Annotated in this window: 19 protein-coding genes; 11 read left to right on the top strand and 8 right to left on the bottom strand. The window is 72.0% G+C overall.

The annotated features are described in order from the left end of the window. The 4 genes from SPR02S_RS54035 to SPR02S_RS54020 form a co-directional block, all read left to right on the top strand. Positions 1 to 439, top strand: a 439-nt coding sequence (locus SPR02S_RS54035; RefSeq protein ID WP_026151743.1) for a sodium-independent anion transporter, incomplete at its 5' end; no start/stop codon positions are given. After that, the gene (locus tag SPR02S_RS54030; RefSeq protein ID WP_019065377.1) at positions 436 to 846 is read left to right on the top strand and encodes a pyridoxamine 5'-phosphate oxidase family protein; all 411 of its coding nucleotides are present in this window, start codon (positions 436 to 438) and stop codon (positions 844 to 846) included. The genes SPR02S_RS54035 and SPR02S_RS54030, both read left to right, overlap by 4 nt. Continuing rightward, entirely contained in the window at positions 846 to 1,271 is a 426-nt protein-coding gene (locus SPR02S_RS54025; protein WP_019065376.1) for an ATP-binding protein, read from the top strand. The genes SPR02S_RS54030 and SPR02S_RS54025 overlap by 1 nt, the downstream gene beginning before the upstream one ends. A 50-nt stretch (positions 1,272 to 1,321) precedes the next feature. Further along, a complete protein-coding gene (locus SPR02S_RS54020; RefSeq protein WP_019065375.1) occupies positions 1,322 to 1,732 on the top strand; it encodes an STAS domain-containing protein in 411 nt (136 codons plus the stop codon). A gap of 11 nt (positions 1,733 to 1,743) precedes the next feature. Here SPR02S_RS54020 and SPR02S_RS54015 read toward each other — a convergent pair whose 3' ends face one another. Together SPR02S_RS54015 and SPR02S_RS54010 are read right to left on the bottom strand one after the other, a co-directional pair. Next, positions 1,744 to 2,538 carry a 2-phosphosulfolactate phosphatase gene (locus SPR02S_RS54015; protein ID WP_019065374.1) on the bottom strand — a complete coding sequence of 265 codons (795 nt, stop codon included), beginning with the start codon at positions 2,536 to 2,538 and terminating at the stop codon, positions 1,744 to 1,746. Between the two features lie 35 nt (positions 2,539 to 2,573). After that, positions 2,574 to 2,759 (bottom strand): hypothetical protein, encoded by a 186-nt coding sequence (locus tag SPR02S_RS54010; protein ID WP_019065373.1) that lies wholly within the window; start codon positions 2,757 to 2,759, stop codon positions 2,574 to 2,576. Between the two features lie 254 nt (positions 2,760 to 3,013). Here SPR02S_RS54010 and SPR02S_RS54005 point away from each other — a divergent pair, with 254 nt between their 5' ends. From SPR02S_RS54005 to SPR02S_RS53975, 7 genes are all read left to right on the top strand, one after another. Continuing rightward, positions 3,014 to 3,364 carry an ArsR/SmtB family transcription factor gene (locus SPR02S_RS54005; protein ID WP_026151732.1) on the top strand — a complete coding sequence of 117 codons (351 nt, stop codon included), beginning with the start codon at positions 3,014 to 3,016 and terminating at the stop codon, positions 3,362 to 3,364. A gap of 151 nt (positions 3,365 to 3,515) precedes the next feature. Next, positions 3,516 to 3,998 carry an NADH-quinone oxidoreductase subunit B family protein gene (locus tag SPR02S_RS54000; RefSeq protein ID WP_019065371.1) on the top strand — a complete coding sequence of 161 codons (483 nt, stop codon included), beginning with the start codon at positions 3,516 to 3,518 and terminating at the stop codon, positions 3,996 to 3,998. After that, positions 3,995 to 6,031, top strand: coding sequence for a proton-conducting transporter transmembrane domain-containing protein (locus SPR02S_RS53995; protein WP_019065370.1), 2,037 nt, complete (start codon positions 3,995 to 3,997; stop codon positions 6,029 to 6,031). The genes SPR02S_RS54000 and SPR02S_RS53995 overlap by 4 nt, the downstream gene beginning before the upstream one ends. Further along, complete coding sequence (locus SPR02S_RS53990; RefSeq protein ID WP_019065369.1) at positions 6,028 to 6,990, top strand: respiratory chain complex I subunit 1 family protein; 963 nt, start codon at positions 6,028 to 6,030, stop codon at positions 6,988 to 6,990. The genes SPR02S_RS53995 and SPR02S_RS53990 overlap by 4 nt, the downstream gene beginning before the upstream one ends. Further along, on the top strand, positions 6,990 to 7,697 hold the full coding sequence (locus SPR02S_RS53985) for a hypothetical protein (RefSeq protein WP_019065368.1): 708 nt from the start codon (positions 6,990 to 6,992) through the stop codon (positions 7,695 to 7,697). Before SPR02S_RS53990 ends, SPR02S_RS53985 begins: the two co-directional genes overlap by 1 nt. A gap of 248 nt (positions 7,698 to 7,945) precedes the next feature. Further along, the gene (locus tag SPR02S_RS53980) at positions 7,946 to 9,421 is read left to right on the top strand and encodes a proton-conducting transporter transmembrane domain-containing protein (RefSeq protein WP_019065367.1); all 1,476 of its coding nucleotides are present in this window, start codon (positions 7,946 to 7,948) and stop codon (positions 9,419 to 9,421) included. 3 nt (positions 9,422 to 9,424) lie between these two features. Further along, complete coding sequence (locus SPR02S_RS53975; protein ID WP_019065366.1) at positions 9,425 to 10,903, top strand: hydrogenase large subunit; 1,479 nt, start codon at positions 9,425 to 9,427, stop codon at positions 10,901 to 10,903. Between the two features lie 4 nt (positions 10,904 to 10,907). Here SPR02S_RS53975 and SPR02S_RS53970 read toward each other — a convergent pair whose 3' ends face one another. The 6 genes from SPR02S_RS53970 to SPR02S_RS53945 form a co-directional block, all read right to left on the bottom strand. Further along, on the bottom strand, positions 10,908 to 11,342 hold the full coding sequence (locus SPR02S_RS53970; protein WP_019065365.1) for a pyridoxamine 5'-phosphate oxidase family protein: 435 nt from the start codon (positions 11,340 to 11,342) through the stop codon (positions 10,908 to 10,910). Further along, a complete protein-coding gene (locus tag SPR02S_RS62075) occupies positions 11,339 to 11,839 on the bottom strand; it encodes a hypothetical protein (protein ID WP_019065364.1) in 501 nt (166 codons plus the stop codon). The genes SPR02S_RS53970 and SPR02S_RS62075 overlap by 4 nt, the downstream gene beginning before the upstream one ends. A gap of 246 nt (positions 11,840 to 12,085) precedes the next feature. Then, entirely contained in the window at positions 12,086 to 12,271 is a 186-nt protein-coding gene (locus SPR02S_RS53960; protein WP_019065363.1) for a DUF6126 family protein, read from the bottom strand. A 43-nt stretch (positions 12,272 to 12,314) separates the two neighbouring features. Then, on the bottom strand, positions 12,315 to 12,788 hold the full coding sequence (locus SPR02S_RS58635) for an ATP-binding protein (protein ID WP_245607797.1): 474 nt from the start codon (positions 12,786 to 12,788) through the stop codon (positions 12,315 to 12,317). Continuing rightward, the gene (locus SPR02S_RS53950; RefSeq protein ID WP_026151741.1) at positions 12,785 to 13,123 is read right to left on the bottom strand and encodes an ArsR/SmtB family transcription factor; all 339 of its coding nucleotides are present in this window, start codon (positions 13,121 to 13,123) and stop codon (positions 12,785 to 12,787) included. Before SPR02S_RS53950 ends, SPR02S_RS58635 begins: the two co-directional genes overlap by 4 nt. A 5-nt stretch (positions 13,124 to 13,128) precedes the next feature. Beyond that, positions 13,129 to 13,335, bottom strand: a complete 207-nt coding sequence (locus tag SPR02S_RS53945; RefSeq protein ID WP_169389464.1) for a hypothetical protein — start codon at positions 13,333 to 13,335, stop codon at positions 13,129 to 13,131. Positions 13,336 to 13,826: the final 491 nt, after the last annotated feature.

Here is a 13,826-nt window from a genome sequence, read left to right as displayed (position 1 = left end):
TGACCACAGCGTCGAGGAGCACGCGCTGCTCGCCGAGCACATCGTGGCGTACCGCATCGACGGCCCGCTGTTCTTCGCCGGCGCCCATCGCTTCCTGCTGGAGCTGGCGGAAGTCTCCGACGTACGGGTCGTCATCCTGCGCATGTCCCGGGTGACCACCATCGACGCCACCGGCGCGCTCGTCCTCAAGGACGCGGTGGACAAGCTCCAGCGGCGGGGCATCGCCGTCATGACCTCCGGGATACGCCCCGGCCAGCGCCAGGTCCTGGAATCCGTGGGCGCGCTGAAGCTGCTGCGTCTGGAAGGACGCGAGTACGCCACCACACCCGAGGCGATCCGGGGCGCCCGCACCTACCTGGAGTGCGCCGGTGTCCTGCCGCCGCTCCCCGCCCAGTCGTCCCGGCCCGTCAACGAGGAAACCGAGGAAACCGTCGGATGAGCACTCCTCCCGCATCGCTGCGCATGGTCGAGGTCTCCGGCGCGGAGGCCCTGTGGCTGCTGGAGGGCAGTGAGCTGGGTCGGCTGGTGTACCCGCAGCGGGACTTGACCGTCGTCCGGCCCGGTCGGCACACCTGGGAGTACGGCCGCCTGGTGGTGCGTGCCCCGGTGCAGGCGGCAGCGGTCCCGCTGACGGCGACGTACCAGGTGGACGAGGTGCGGGTCGCGACCGGCACCGGCTGGACGGTGACGGTGGCCGGGCCCGTCGAGGTGATCACCGATCCGAACGAGGCCGCGCACTACCGCCGTACGCTCACCGGCTGGACGTACGGCCCCCACGACACGATCGTCCGCCTGCATCCCCAGAGTATGTCCGGCCTCCGGCTGGCCCGGGGGACGGAGAGTTGATGTCCACGCGGCTCGAAGCCCTGCCCCACCGGCATGTGCTCACCCTGCCCACCGAGCCGTCCGCCGTCCGGCTGTCCCGGCAGACCGCCGAGCTGGCGCTGACCGAGTGGGGGATCAGCCTGCGCCACCCCGCGGTCGATCCGGCCCTGCTGATACTCGGCGAGCTGGTCACCAACAGCGTGCGGCATGCTGCCGTGCTCTCCCCGCAGGTGACGGTGATCTACGCGGCGGGCGCGGACTGTCTGGCCTTCGCCGTGCATGATCGCCACCCCTACCAGCCGGCGCTCTACGGTGCGGTCACCGGCACCGGGACGGGCGGCCTGGGCACCGTCATGGAGCTCACCCTCGGCCTGGGCGGCACCGCGGTCGTCCGGGGTGACGCCGACGGCAAGGGCAAGAGCATCTGGATCACCCTCCCGCTGTGAGCCCTTCTCCTCCGAACCGACAGGCCGACCGCGCAAGGGAGTTGACGATCATGACCATCGAGTGGCGCTACACCGTCGAGCAGGATCTCGGCATCCTCTCCGTCTCCGGATATCTCGGCCCAGACGCCGTCCATCGCTTCGAGGGTGCCGCCGGCTGGGCGGTGGGACGCGGGACGGGTCCGGTCATCGTCGACCTGACCGGACTGCGTGGCTGGTCGGCCGAGGGGCAGTTGGCGATCATCGAGGCCGCACGCCGTCTCGCTGCGACGGGCCGCGGCCTGGAACTGGCCGCGATCCCCGCCGACGGCTCCCTCGTCCCCAACGGCGACTGCCCGCCCATCCCCGTGCACCCCGACCGGGCCGGCGCGCTCGCCGCGCACAGCACACGGCACGGCGAGCCGATGAAGGGCCGCCACGAGTGGCGTACGACGGGGTGGCGGGCCGACGAGCCGGGGGCCTGACCTCGCCGGACTCAGCCGGGCGCGAAGGCGCCGTTGCCGTCCCGCACGGGCACGACGGTGCAGACGTCTTCCTCCGCGGCGATGGCCACGTCCTCGGCGAACCCTGTCGAGGCCAGCTCCCGGCCGGAGACGCCGGTGGCGATCGCGCCGGTGAGGTCGGCCGTGCCTTCGTAGGCCGCTTTCGCGGCGGCTGCTTCGGCGGACAGCGGTCCCGCGCCCTGGGCCTGCAGGTCACTGATGAGCGCGCCGGCGCCCAGCAGGTCCTCAAGTGCGGGGCGCAGGGTGCCGTCCGGCCACCGCTCACCCGCGGCGATCACAGCTGTCGGACGTTCGGGAGTGCCGTAGTCGTGGGCGGTGAGCCAGCTGCCGACCGCGGCGGTGTTGCGCAGGCAGGCGGCGACGACCGGCACGCTCCGCCGTGCGGCTGCCGCGATGGCGGCACCGTTCGGGGACGGCAGCACCAGGCGCGCGACGAACGGGGCGCGGCCGAGGTGGGCCGGGGAGAGGGACCAGGGGCTGTCGGCCGTGACGGCACGGCGGGCCACGGCCAGCCCTGCGCTCGACTGCCGTGCGTAGACGGTGGCCGCCTTCTCCGCCGCGGCCCGCTCGGCCGCGGTGGCGGGGCCGTCGGGCAGCCAGAACGGAAAGACGCGGATGCCCCTTTCGACGGCGATGGTCACCGCCGTGGTGAAGGACAGCACATCGACGATGATCAGGCAGGCGGCCTCCGAGGCGAGGCGTCCCGCGCCACTGGGGCCCCACTCGAAGCGGATCCCGCTCCCGGACTGGCCGTCCCAGTCACCCATGGCACATCCCCCTTCGTCGAACCGGGTGCTGTGGGTCAGCTTTTCTCGCCGTCCGAGGAGGGCGTGGTGGTCCGGCCGCCGAAGGACAGCCGCATCATGTGGGCGTGCCCGCACCGGGGGCAGGAGCCCTCGGCGCCGACGGCGGTGGGGCGGCACTTGAGGCGGCAGGCGGGGCACTTGTACCAGGTGACGCCCGCGCCGCGCAGCGGAATGATTCTCACGCAAGCCTCCCGCACATCACGTATGGAGTTGCTAATCTTAGCAATTGCTGAGGTTGATGCCGCCGGTTTTGGATGGACCGGTTCTTGTGCGCGGATTCGGTGTGGCCGCTGCCGTGGGCGAGGATGGGCCGCATGTGTGTGACGAGCGAAGCGAGGTGGGGGTCCCCCCGCCCGAAGGGCGGGGGAGGGTGGATGCGATGCGCCGAGGACCGGCCGGTACGGCCGTGCTGCTCCGCCGGGGAGGGGACGGCACGATGAGTACGCCGCTGTACCAACTGAAGGCCGAGTTCTTCAAGACGCTCGGCCACCCGGCGCGCATCCGGGTGCTGGAGCTGCTGAGCGAGCGCGAGCACGCGGTGGCGGAGATGTTGCCCGAGGTGGGGATCGAGGCGGCCCACCTGTCGCAGCAGCTGGCGGTGCTGCGGCGGGCGAACCTGGTGGTGACCCGCAAGGAGGGCTCGACCGTGTATTACTCGCTGACCAGCCCGGACATCGCCGAGCTGCTCAGGGTGGCCCGCACCATCCTGTCCGGTGTGCTCGCCGGGCAGGCCGAACTCCTCGCCGATCTGCGGGCCGCCCAGACACAGGCGAAACCGCCGTCGTAACGATGGCCCTCAATCGGCGGCCGCCTCCCGAGAGTTGACAGCGCTCTCTGGTACCGGGAGGCGGTCGCCTCACCCCGCAGTGACGTAACTCCGGTCGTGGATGGCCTGTTGGACACCCGCGAACCAGTCCTCACCGTCTCAGGGAGGGTTCATGGGCCTGCTGCGCAAGATCCGGGACACCGGACGGGTGGCCGAGCCCACCCCGCCGCGCCCGGAGGGGCATGTGCCGCCACAGGCCAAGGAGTTCGGCGGCTCGGTGCAGGTGCGCTGCGTGGACGCCGGCTCCTGCAACGGCTGCGAGATCGAGATCGCGGGCGCCTTCAATCCGGTCTACGACGCCGAGCGATACGGTGCCCGGCTGGTGGCCTCGCCCCGGCACGCGGACGTGGCCCTGGTGACCGGGCCGGTGACCCGCAACATGGCCGAGCCGCTGCGCCGCACGGTCGCCGCGATGCCCGAGCCGCGGCTGGTCGTGGCGGTCGGGGACTGCGCGATCAACTGCGGGGAGTTCGCGGGCGGTTACGGCGTCGAGGGCGCCGTCTCCGATGTCGTGCCGGTGGATCTTCAGGTTCCCGGGTGTCCGCCGAGGCCGGACGAGATCGTCGCCGCGCTGCGGAGAGTGACCGGACGGTGAGCCTGATCCCTGCCGCCCTCGCGACGGCCACCGGACTGGGCGTGGCGGGCGCTGCGGCCGGGCTGGTGCTGCCGCAGCGGGTGCGGGGCGCGGTGGTGGGTGTCCTGACAGCGGGTGTGGGGGTAGCCGGTGGTGCGTCGGGTGTGGCCGCTCTGGGCGGAAGCCGCTGGTCGGCCGAGGTACCCGGGCTGCTCCCGCTGGCCGGGACGCACTTCGCGGTGGACGCTCTGTCCGGACTGTTCATGGCGGTGGCCGGGGCCGTGGTGGCGGCGGTGGCCGTCTACGGTGTCGGCTATGTGGCCGGGCACGGTGCGCACGGCCTCGGTTCGCGGGGCGCGCAGGCGGTACTGCCGCTGTTCGCGCTGAGCCTGCTGCTGGTACCGGCGGCGGCCTCGGTCTCGACGTTCCTGCTGCTGTGGGAGCTGATGGCGCTCACCTCTCTGCTCCTCGTACTGGCCGAGCACCGAGCCCGGCCCGCTGTACGGGAGGCGGCCGTCTGGTACGCGGTGATGACCCACCTGGGGCTCGTCCTGCTCCTGGCGGGCTTCATGGTGTACGCCGCCCAGGCCGGCGGTGAGACCTTCGCCGCGCTGCGTTCCGGGAGTGGCGCGATGTCGCCGGCCGTCCGTGGTCTGGTGTTCGTGCTCACGGCCGTGGCGTTCTCCTCCAAGGCCGGTCTGGTGCCGCTGCACGCCTGGCTGCCCCGGGCGCACCCCGAGGCGCCCAGCGCCGTCTCGGCGTTGATGAGCGCGGCCATGGTCAACCTCGGGGTCTACGGCCTCGTACGCGTCGGGTTCGATCTGCTGGGTGGGGGACCGGCCTGGTGGTGGCTGCTGGCGATGGCCATGGGCGGCCTGTCGGCGGTCTACGGGATCCTGCAGGCCGCGATGGCCTCCGATCTCAAGCGGCTGCTGGCGTACTCGACGTCCGAGAACATGGGACTCGTCGTCCTCGGCGTCGGAGCGGCCGGGCTGTTCGACCACGCCGGGAACAAGGCGCTGGCCGGGCTCGCGCTGGCCGCCGCCCTGTTGCACGTCGTCAACCACTCGGCGTTCAAGGCCCTGTTGTTCTGCGCGGCGGGCTCGGTGCTGCGGGCCACCGGGGAGCGCAACCTGGATCTCCTGGGTGGACTGCGGGCCCGGATGCCCCTCACGACGGGCCTGTTCGCGCTCGGCGCGCTGGGCGCGGTGGCGCTGCCGCCCGGCAATGGCTTCATCAGCGAGTGGCTGCTGCTCCAGTCGATGATCCACGGACTGGCCGTACCCGGCGTGACCACGGCGATCGTGCTGCCCGTCGCCGTCGCCGTGATCGCCTTGTCGTCGGGCCTTGCGGCGGCGGTCTTCGTCAAGGCGCTGGGCGTGGGTTTCTTCGCCCGGCCGCGGGCCGAGGGAGCCGCTGCGGCCAGGGAGTCGCCGCTGCTGATGCTGGCCGGGATGGGGCTGCTCGCGGCCCTGTGCGCGGCGCTGGCCCTGGTGCCGGGACTGTTGGGCGACGGCCTGGACCGGGCGGTGGAGGCCGTCGGTTACCCGGGGACACGACCGGTGTCCGGAGGCGGGCTGCAGGTGCGTCTCGACGAGGTGTCCGCCGTGCTCTCACCGCTGTGGGTGGTCGCGACGCTGACGGTGGCACTGGGCGCGGTCACGGCGACAGTGCGGTGGGCGGGGCGGCGTCGGCAGCGGCGTACACGGGCGAGGCTGTGGGACTGCGGCGGAGGTGCGCCGACCCCGCGCATGGCCTATACGGCGACCTCGTTCGCCGAACCACTTCAGCGGGTCTTCGACGACGTGCTCGCCCCGGAGCAGGACGTGGACGTCACGCCCGTGCGCGAGTCGGCGTATCTCGTCGAGCGGGTGAAGTTCCGCAACCGCGTGCCCGACCGGATCGAGCACCGCCTGTACCGGCCGGTCCTCGACTTCCTCGCCGCCGCCGGGCAGTCGGCCAGGCGGCTGGCAGGCGGCAGCGTCCACGCCTACCTCGGCTACGGCTTCTTCGGACTTGTCACCCTCCTCGTCGTACTGGTGGTGGGCTGGTGAACACGGTTGGATACACGGCGATCGTCCTCCAAGTGGGCGCGGTGGTGGCCGGAGCGCCCCTGCTGACCGGCCTGATGCGGCAGACCCGGGCCCGCTTGGAGGGCCGGGCCGGGGCCGGCGTGCTCCAACCGTGGCGGGACGTACGCAAACTCCTGCGCAAGGAACCGATCACCCCGGTCGGCACCGGCCCCGCCTTCCGATGGGCACCGCCGCTGCTGGTCGCCACCTCACTTGTGCTGGCCGTGCTCGTACCGCTGATCTCGACCGACACCCCGGTGCGAGGGCGGGCGGATCTGATCGTGGTGGTGTCGCTGCTGGCGCTCGGCACGTTGGCGCTGGCGCTCGCGGGCCTGGACACCGGCACCGCGTTCGGCGGCATGGGCGCCTCCCGGGAGATGGCCATCGCCGCCCTGGTGGAGCCGACCATCCTGATGGCGGTGTTCGCCCTGTCGATACCGGCCGGATCGACCAACCTGCCGGTCATCGTCGCCGGTGCGGCCGACCAGCCCGCCCGGCTGACCTCCCCGGCCGGCCTGCTGGCCATCGCCGCGCTCGCGGTGGCCGTGCTGGCGGAGAGCGGCCGGCTGCCGGTGGACAACCCGGCCACCCACCTGGAGCTGACCATGGTCCACGAGGCCATGACCCTCGAATACGCCGGACCGGACCTGGCGCTGGTGGAGTTCGGCGCACAGCTGCGGCTGACCGTGCTGCTGGGGCTGCTGGCCTCGCTGTTCGCCCCGTGGGGGATCGCCACCGGCGCCTCGCTCGCCGCCGTGCTGCTGGCCCTGCTCCTGGCGGTGCTCAAGGTGGCGGTGCTCGGGATGGCGCTGGCGGCGGCCGAAGTCTTCTGGGCCAAGCTGCGACTCTTCCGGGTGCCCGAACTCCTCGCCGGATCCTTCCTGCTGGCGCTGCTCGCGGTGACCGCCTCCTACTTCCTGGGCGGAGAGGGGGGACAGTGATGAGCGAGAGTCTGTTCACGCAGTTGCTCGATCTGGCCTGCGGGGCGTTCCTGCTGGCCGCCGTGGTCGTGCTGTGGCGGCGCGAACTCGCCGCGATCGTACGGCTCTTCGCCCTCCAGGGACTCGCCCTCGCCGCCATCGCCCTGCTCCTCGGGCTCCATGAGGACCGCTGGGACCTGATCGTGGTGGCCGCGGGAATCGGCGCCCTGCGGGCCGGCCTGCTGCCGTACCTGATCCGCCGGGCCCTGGCGACGCTCGTCACCGACCGGGCCCAGGGGCAGGACCAGGCGGCTTACACGCACAGCGAGGAGGTGCGCGAGACGCAGCCGCTGGTGAACGTGGCCGCGTCACTGCTGACCGCCGCCGCGCTCACCCTGCTCGCCTACGCCGTCGCCCGCCCCCTGGTCGAGCTGGATCCGACACCCGCCACGCGCGCGCTGCCGGTCGGCCTGGCCGTGGTTCTGATCGGCTTCTTCGTGCTGGTGACCCGGCGCCGGGCACTGGCCCAGGTGGTCGGGTTCCTGCTGTTGGACAACGGCATCACCGCGACCGCGTTCCTGGCCGCCTCCGGGGTGCCGCTGATCGTCGAACTCGGCGTCTCCTTCGACGTGCTGCTGGCCGTCCTGGTCCTGCAGCTGCTCACCGTGCGGGTGCGGGAGGCGTTCGGCACCACCGACATCGACGACCTGCGGGAGCTGCACGACTGATGCTGCACCTTTCACAAGAGCCTGCTCTTACCGCGCTCCTGCTCACCGCCCCCGTCGCCGCACCGCTGGTCGTGGCCGCCGGGTACACCCTCACAGGGCTCGCCGCGCAGAGGCGCCCCCGGCCGGTGTCGGCGGCACGGCGGGAGGAAACGCGTCGGCCACAACCTGTGGTGAAAGCTGCCGTCGTCTCCCGTGGAACCGCGCGCGCGATGACGGGCGCGGATGACAAGGGGGAAGGAGATGACTCCGTGCCCGGGAAGCCGGTTGCCGCGGTCCGGGCGCGCGGGCGCCATCCGGCCGACTGGGCCGGCCTGACCTCTCCGGTGGTGATCCTGGCCTGCGCGTCGCTGCTGGCCGCCGACGTCGACGACGGGGCCGTGGCCGCGTACTCCGGGCTGCTGCGAGCCGACGCGCTGACGGTGTGGATGCTGCTGGTCATCGGCGCCGTCGCGCTGATCGCCTGCGCCTCGGCACCCTCCTACCTGTCCGGGGAGCGGGACGCGGACCGGGCTACCGGCCGGACTGTGATGGGGGTCCCCCCGATCGAGCGAAGTCGAGAGTGGGGGAGCTACCACGCCCTCGTCCAGGTGTTCCTGGGCGCGATGTGCCTGGCTGTGGTGACTGCGAACCTCGGCGTGCTGTGGGTGGCGATCGAGGCAACGACCATCGTCACCGCGTTCCTGGTCGGCCACCGCCGCACCCGCATGTCCGTAGAGGCGGCTTGGAAGTACGTGGTGATCTGCTCGGCGGGGATCGCGCTGGCCTTCCTCGGCACCGTCCTGGTCTACTACGCCGCCCGGCAGGCGGGCATCGCGGAGGCGTGGGCGCTGGACTGGCCGACCCTGCTCGCCCACGCGGACCAGCTCGACCCGGCGGTCACCCGGCTCGGCATCACCCTCGTCGTCCTCGGCTACGGGGCCAAGGCGGGCCTGGTCCCGCTGCACGCCTGGCTGCCCGACGCGCACAGCCAGGCCCCCGCGCCGGTCTCGGCGCTGATGTCCGGGGTGCTGCTGTCCGTCGCCTTCGCCGCGCTCCTGCGCTACCGGGTCATCGCGGACGCGGCGCTCGGCGTGGACTTCACCCGGGTCCTGCTGGCCGGGATCGCCCTGCTCACCCTCGCCCTCGCGGCCGGACTGCTGCTCGCCCAGCGCGACTACAAACGCATGCTCGCCTACTCCAGCATGGAGCACATGAGCCTGATCGCCCTGGCCGCCGCGATCGGCAGCCCGCTCGCCCTGGCCGCCGCCCTGCTGCACATCGCCGGACACGGACTCGCCAAGGCCACCGCGTTCTGCGCCTCCGGGCAGATCCTGCACCTGCGGGGCACGACGAAGATCGGCCGGGTGCGCGGGCTACTGGCCCGGTCACCCTGGCTGGGTGCGCTGTTCGGGCTTGCGATCGTGGCACTGCTGGGCTTCCCGCCGTTCAGCCTCTTCGCCTCCGAACTGGGCATCGCCCGCGCCGGATTCGCCGCAGGATCGGGCCTGGGCTGGACCACGGCCGCTGCTCTCCTCCTTGTCCTGGTCGCCTTCGCCGCGCTCGCCACCCGGGCCACGCGCATGCTGCTGGGACCGGCCCGCAAGGGGGACGCTGCCGTCGCGGAGAGCCCATCGGCACTGTGGCCCCTCGTCCTGGGCCTGCTCGCCTGCGCCGCCCTCGGCATCACCACCGGCCCGCTGGGCGACCTGCTCACCCAGGCCGCCACCGTCCTGGAAAGGCCCTGATCGATGCGCACCGCCCACGAGGTGAACACCGGCGAACTGCCCAAGCGGGCCGAGGGGCTGCTGCGCGACGGACACCGCCTGGCCCTGGTCGCCGCCCACCACGACGTGGACGCGGTACGCCTCGTCCACCTCTTCGTCTCCGGACCGCCGGACACCCGCATCGAGCTCCACGTGCGCCTCGACCCCGCCCGTCCCGAAGTACCCAGCCTGGCCCATCTCTCTTTCCCCGCAGGCCGGTTCGAGCGCGAGATGCACGACCTGCACGGCATCGTCCCCCTCGACCACCCCCAACCGCGCCGCCTGGTACGCCACTTCCACTGGCCCAAGGGCTGGTACCCGATGCATCCCGACGCCGGGGACCCGCCCGCCTTCGGCGAACAGGAAGGCCCTTACCCCTTCCTGGAGGTCACCGGCGACGGCGTCTACGAAATCCCCGTCGGACCGGTCCACGCCGGGATCATCGAACCCGGCCACTTCCGTTTCTCCGTCGTCGGCGAGACCATCCTCAAACTCAAGGCCCGCCTCTGGTTCGTCCACAAGGGCATCGAGAAACTCTTCCAGGGCCGTAGCGTCGCGGCCGGGCTGCCGCTGGCCGAGCGCATCAGCGGCGACACCGCCGTCGGCCACGCCCTCGCCTACTGCCTGGCCGTCGAGGAGGCCACCGGCACCGCCGTCCCTGAACAGGCCCAGTGCGCACGGGCGTTGCTGCTCGAACTGGAGCGCCTCCACAACCACGTCGCCGACCTCGGCATGCTCTGCAACGACGTCGGACACGGCATCCTCAACGCCCACGCCCAGCGCGTGCGCGAACAACTCCTGCGCCTCAACGACACGGTGACCGGACACCGCCTGCTGCGCGGCGGCGTCGTCCCCGGCGGCAGCGCCCTGCGCACCCTGCCCCACCCCGCCCAGTTGGACGCCATCGGCGACGACATCCGCGACATCGTCAAGCTGGCGCTGGGCCACTCCACCATCCACGACCGCTTCACCGGCACCGCGATCCTGCGCACCGAGGCCGCCCGCGACATCGGCTGCCTCGGCTACGTCGCCCGCGCCAGCGGCCTGGCCCAGGACGCCCGGATCGCCCACCCCCTCAGCCCACACGGCCGCCCGGCGAACGTCCCCGTCCACACCAGCGGCGACGTCCTGGCCCGCTTCCTGGTCCGCGCCGAAGAGATCGACGCCTCCCTCGCACTGATCCGGGAACTGCGTGACTCTGTCGCCACCGGCCCGGTCCTCGGCCCCGCGCCCGCTGCGGGGTCCGGCCCTCGCAGCGGCGTCGGCCTCGTCGAGGGCTGGCGCGGCACCATCGCCACCCGCGTCGAACTCGCCGCCGACGGTACCCTCGCGCGGGTCAAGCCGGTCGACCCGTCCTTCTTCAACTGGCCCGCCCTGCCGGTCGCCCTGAACGACACGATCGTCCCGGACTTCCCGCTGACCAACAAGAGCTTCAATCTCTCCTACGCCGGCAACGATCTCTGACCGGTCAGGAGCCCGCCTCGCCACCCACGAGCCGGTACCCGGTCACGATGTCGGCCCGGATGCGCACCACGTGCTCCATTTCCGTGCCGACCCAAGCCGTGAGCTGTGTCCGGTAGCGGGCGAGCTCGCCGGGGTCCGTCACGGGGCCGGCGGCGCCGGTGACGACCACGCTCCAGCCGGTGCGGGTGGCCGGGTCGAGGTCGTCGGCCTCGTAGGCCACCACCTCCGACCGCGCCGCACGGCCCAGCAGCGCGGCCCCGGTGTGCGTGCGGATGATGATGTCCCCGTTGGGCTCTACGAGGTGGTTGACCGGGCGGATCGCCGGCAGCGCCTGGTGGGAGAAGACCACCCGGCCCAGCGGCACCTCGGCCAGCAGTTTCAGCGCCTCGTCCCGGCCCAGCTCGACCATCCGGACCCGCTGCGGCGTACCGGCTGTCATGACGGCTCCTCTCCGAGTCCCGGCACGCGCTCGGCGCCGTGTGGCCACAGCACCTCGACGTCGATGCCGTGGCTGCGCGCGTAGGCCACCAGGTGAGCGGTGGTGTCCTGGCCGTTGGAGGCGGTGCCGTCCCAGACCGCCAGGACCCGGGCACACGCCCGCAGCAGCCGTTCATCTGTGCGGACGCACGCGTTCCGGTCCGCCGGGTCGTATTCCACCAGCCGGACCTGCTGCGACAGGAGCAGCAGTTCCCCGGTTGCCCGCCGGTCCCGCTCCCGCAGCAGCGCGGGCACCCGGTTCAGCGTGGGCACCACGGCCACCAGCGCCGGTCCGGCCTGCTTGGCGGCCCGCCCGAACGCGAGGGGCAGTCCCTGCCCGACCCGGACCAGGCCCGTCCGGCCGGCCTCCGCACACCGGCCCAGCCGCGTGCGCAGCTCCTCCTCCAGCAGGGCCAGGGTCCAGGGCGCGAGATCAGCGTGCCCGACAACAGCGATCACCCTCGGCAGTCCTCTTTCTCCAACCATGGCGCCCACAGCAACCAGCCGTTCGAAGAAGCGTTCAAGCCGCGTTGAGGGTAGCCCGCCGAACTCGGGCGTGGGCGGCCGCACGCGGGAGAACAACGGCCGCCAACTGGCTCCGTTGATCAACAGCCTCACCGATTCCTCGGTGGTCCCACAGGGGCCGTTCGGCCCAGGTGTGCGGCCGGGCGGCCCTCCTCCGTACCGGGGCTGTCGGCTTCCCGGTTACTTGTGCGCGTGTTGGCCCAGGTAGAAGAGCAGCCATATGAACCCGGCGAACAGATGGGTGCCGAAGATGTAGAAGCCCACCCGGATCGCGACACCACGCTCGATCCGCCACTCCCTGTCCTTGACCTTCCGCTCGCGCCGCCGGCTCTCCGACGGCTCGGACGCCTCAGTTCCATCACGCACGGTCTCGTCTCCCTGCTTCCCGCGTTCTGCACGTTGACATGGCCTACGACGGCATGCTGAACCGGACGAGGATCACCTTGCCGTCATGGTCGATGGCCGGTTCCGCGCTGACGTCGCCGTCGTACTCGGCGGCCAGCTCGGCCACCAGTTGCAGGCCGGCCCCCATCGCGCCCGGTTCGAGGTCCGGCAGGCGAGGCTCGGTGTCGGCGACGCTGACGACCAGCTGTCCCGCGCCGACCGTTATCCCCACGTCGGCGACCGGGGACTGTGGTGCGTGCCGCAGCACGTTGGTGACCAGCTCGCTGACCACCAGCAGCACCGTGTCGGCGAACGCGCAGCCCGGCGCGACACCGACCTCCCCGAACCGTCCGGCCAGCGTCTCACGGGCCAACCTCACCGCATCCGGTCCGACCGGTACCGAGACGATGTGGCGCCGCACCGGCGGCGGCACATGCTCTATCGCCGCCGCGGGCCGCCGGCCTCGCCGCCACGGTCCGAACGTGCTTCCGCCCGTCACCGCACCGACTCCGCGGTGCGCAACTCCTCCAGCAGCTCCTGACGGCCCGCCAGCAGCACGGACAGGATCCGGCGCGCCGCACCCAGCAGCTCGGCCACATCGCCCCCCGCCAGCTCATACACCACGGTGGAGCCGGTCCGGGTCGCGGTCACAATCCCGGAACGGCGCAGCACCGCCAGCTGCTGCGACAGGTTCGACGGCTCGACCTCGATGGCGGCCAGCAGGTCGCGCACCGGCTTCGGGCCGTCCTGCAGCAGCTCCAGCACCCGTATCCGCACCGGATGCCCCAGCATCCGGAAGAACTCCGCCTTCGCCTCGTACAGCGGAACCGGCATCCCGATCACCCCTCGTCCGTCTCTGCCACCGTGACGTCGAGCCCGTGCCGGCGGGCGAACCGCACCGCATCGTCGAGCTCGTCCTGTGCCACCGCCACGGCATACGGATCCTCGGCCGCCACGGCATCCGCCAGCCCGGCCCGGGCCGCCCGCACCCGCGCCAGCAGCGCCTCGACGACCTCGCCCACCTCGGCCTCCACACCCTGAATCATCTATAGACCACCGCAACTAGCGAATTGAAGAACTCTTCAAGTGTAGTGCCGTGATGCACAGCTCGTCCGTCAGCTCCAGGGCGGGCAGAGCCAGCCGGTCGCGGCTGTTGACCGGTCCCGTCTCCGCCTCGCGACCTAGCCGCGCCAGCTCGCGCGAGACGGTCTGATCGGTTCCGGATGCTTGCAGCTCGGCCAGGAGCAGGGATGTCTCACCGACGAGGTACTGCTGTGTCAATCCGACCCCCGCCCAACCGGCGAGCAGGGCAACACGACCATTCTCCGCTCCGGCCTGCCCGGCGGCTGGGCCAGTACCTGGGCGGAGCCGGCGGCAGGGCCTCGTGTGATGCCGTATCGCCGTACGCTGCGTGATGTCTACGGCGTCAAATTGCGGGCGCCGAAAATGGAGGCAACACCGCATGCTGATCGCTCAGCGTCCGTCCCTGACCGAAGAGGTCGTCGACGAGTTCCGCTCCCGGTTCGTGATCGAGCCT

Source organism: Streptomyces prunicolor NBRC 13075 (assembly GCF_000367365.1).
GTDB classification, from domain to species: domain Bacteria; phylum Actinomycetota; class Actinomycetes; order Streptomycetales; family Streptomycetaceae; genus Streptomyces; species Streptomyces prunicolor.
This window is presented reverse-complemented; position numbering and strand designations above follow the sequence as displayed.

Bases quoted from the DNA above. Each gene is read 5' to 3' on its own strand.
- SPR02S_RS54030 (WP_019065377.1), top strand. From the start codon at position 436: ATGAGCACTCCTCCCGCATCGCTGCGCATGGTCGAGGTCTCCGGCGCG.
- SPR02S_RS54025 (WP_019065376.1), top strand. From the start codon at position 846: ATGTCCACGCGGCTCGAAGCCCTGCCCCACCGGCATGTGCTCACCCTG.
- SPR02S_RS54020 (WP_019065375.1), top strand. From the start codon at position 1,322: ATGACCATCGAGTGGCGCTACACCGTCGAGCAGGATCTCGGCATCCTC.
- SPR02S_RS54015 (WP_019065374.1), bottom strand. From the start codon at position 2,538: ATGGGTGACTGGGACGGCCAGTCCGGGAGCGGGATCCGCTTCGAGTGG.
- SPR02S_RS54005 (WP_026151732.1), top strand. From the start codon at position 3,014: ATGAGTACGCCGCTGTACCAACTGAAGGCCGAGTTCTTCAAGACGCTC.
- SPR02S_RS54000 (WP_019065371.1), top strand. From the start codon at position 3,516: ATGGGCCTGCTGCGCAAGATCCGGGACACCGGACGGGTGGCCGAGCCC.
- SPR02S_RS53985 (WP_019065368.1), top strand. From the start codon at position 6,990: ATGAGCGAGAGTCTGTTCACGCAGTTGCTCGATCTGGCCTGCGGGGCG.
- SPR02S_RS53975 (WP_019065366.1), top strand. From the start codon at position 9,425: ATGCGCACCGCCCACGAGGTGAACACCGGCGAACTGCCCAAGCGGGCC.
- SPR02S_RS53970 (WP_019065365.1), bottom strand. From the start codon at position 11,342: ATGACAGCCGGTACGCCGCAGCGGGTCCGGATGGTCGAGCTGGGCCGG.
- SPR02S_RS53950 (WP_026151741.1), bottom strand. From the start codon at position 13,123: ATGCCGGTTCCGCTGTACGAGGCGAAGGCGGAGTTCTTCCGGATGCTG.
- SPR02S_RS53945 (WP_169389464.1), bottom strand. From the start codon at position 13,335: ATGATTCAGGGTGTGGAGGCCGAGGTGGGCGAGGTCGTCGAGGCGCTG.